This window comes from Allobosea sp. 05T433 (assembly GCF_056396065.1).
This window is the reverse complement of record NZ_JBFTKS010000096.1, coordinates 1-1892: the sequence shown is the minus strand read 5'-3', so window position 1 is coordinate 1892 and position 1892 is coordinate 1. Positions and strand designations below refer to the sequence as shown.

Below are 1892 nucleotides of genomic sequence, written 5' to 3'. Positions count from 1 at the left end.
CGTTGTCCGTGAGAACGGTGTGGACCCGGTACGGTACCGCGTCGATCAGAGCCACCAGGAAGGCAGAAGCCGAGGTCCGGCCGGTCTTCCTGACCACCTGGACGAAGGCGAATTTGCTCGTGCGATCAATGGCCACGTAGAGGTAGAGCTTGCCCTCGGCAGTCTGTAYCTCGGCGATGTCGATATGGAMGTAGCCGATCGGGTAGGACTTGAAGCGCCTYTTCGGCTCCTTGTCTCCTGCCACCTCCGGCAACCGGCTGATGCCATGACGCTGCAGGCAGCGGTGCAATGATGAGCGCGTCAGATGCGGGATCGTCGCCTGCAGAGCATAGAGGCAATCGTCGAGCGGCAGCAGAGTATGCCGGCGGAAGGCGACGATCACCGCCTCCTCCTCGATCGACAGCACGGTCGATCGAGGCTCGCATGGACCGGTCTTGAGATCCGCCGTCGAGCTCCGTCTCTTCCACTTGGCCACCGTCTTCTGGTTGATGCCGTAGCGCTTCGCCAGAGCCCTCAGGCTCTCTTGATGGGATGGACGGCGCCTGCACCGGCACCGTTCTTAAGGCAGGCGTGTTGCCATCACGGACCATTCCGAGGAGCCCCATCCATGCGCAAGCAGAACACTGACCTGTCCGCCGCTGTAACGGTCGGTCTCGATTTGGCGAAGCTTATCTTCCAGGTTCACGTGGTCGACGGCTCGGGCGGTGTGCTGCTGACGAGAGCCATCAGACGTCAGGACCTCTTGCCCTTCTTCGAGCAGCTACCGCCATGCCTGGTCGGGCTTGAAGCTTGTGGCTCCGCCCATCATTGGGCGCGTAGGCTGATCGGCTGTGGTCATGATGTGCGGCTGATGCCGCCGGCCTACGTGAAGGCCTATGTCCGGCGCCAGAAAAATGATGCAGCAGATGCAGCGGCAATCTGCGAGGCTGTGACCCGGCCATCCATGCGCTTCGTGCCGGTACGCTCGATCGCAAACCAGGCTGCACTCATGCACCATAGGGTCCGCGAGATCCTCGTCGCCCAGCGGACGCAAATGCTGAATGCCCTGCGTGGCCACCTGGCCGAGATCGGGATCATTGCCGCGCAGGGACCGAACAACGCCCGCAGTCTGGCTGCTCTCATCGGTAGTGGCGACGAGGCGGAGATCCCGTCCACCGTGCAGACGGCCCTGGCTCCGCTCGTGCGCCAGATTGAACATCTCGACGCGGAGATCGCAGTCAGCGATGACGCGATCGAACAGCTCGCGAAAGAGAATGAGACCGCCCGGCGCCTGATGACGGTGCCTGGCATCGGTCCGGTGACGGCTTCCGCCATCGCTGCGACGGTGCAGGATATCTCGGCATTCGAGGGGCCGCGCGCGTTCTCCGCCTCTATCGGGTTGACGCCTCGACAGAACTCGTCTGGGGGCAAGGAACGGTTGGGGCGGATATCCAAGATGGGAGACCGCTATCTTCGCAAACTTCTCGTCGTCGGTGCACACGCAGTGTTGCGTCACCGCAGAAAGGGCGAGGACGCTCTGAGGACATGGGCAAGCCGGCTCCTGGATACCAAACCCTTCAGGGTTGTGGCCATCGCCGTAGCAAACAAGCTCGCCCGCATCGCCTTCGCGCTGATGCGAGGCGGTTCTCGCTATCGCGGCGCGGCCGCATAACCAGCGGCTTCAAGGCAACGCGTCAAGCAATCGAGGGTGACCATGAGGTGATGTGAGCGAGCAGAAGATCCGCAGAGCCTGCAGCATAGTCGGAGCCTCGAGCTCGCTCTCTTGATCAGGTCAGCGGATCAGCGGAATCCATCAGGGCCGGCGGATGACACCATCCGCAGCGACAGGCCGAAGACATGACCGCACCCGCGACCTTCACATGACCGAAGCCGAACCCTTGATCCGCAGGCGC

General features: G+C 62.7%; 1 protein-coding gene and 1 pseudogene. One reads left to right on the top strand and one right to left on the bottom strand.

All coding sequences use genetic code 11. From position 1 onward, the window contains the following. A pseudogene (locus tag AC1DGP_RS35145) lies at positions 1 to 526 on the bottom strand (transposase family protein); the annotation flags it as partial. An 81-nt stretch (positions 527 to 607) separates the two neighbouring features. Here AC1DGP_RS35145 and AC1DGP_RS35140 point away from each other — a divergent pair. Further along, a complete protein-coding gene (locus tag AC1DGP_RS35140) occupies positions 608 to 1651 on the top strand; it encodes an IS110 family RNA-guided transposase (protein ID WP_476833283.1) in 1044 nt (347 codons plus the stop codon). Positions 1652 to 1892: the final 241 nt, after the last annotated feature.

What these genes read in the sequence shown, in the direction of transcription:
- AC1DGP_RS35140 (WP_476833283.1), top strand. Translation starts at nt 608, where the DNA reads ATGCGCAAGCAGAACACTGACCTGTCCGCCGCTGTAACGGTCGGTCTC.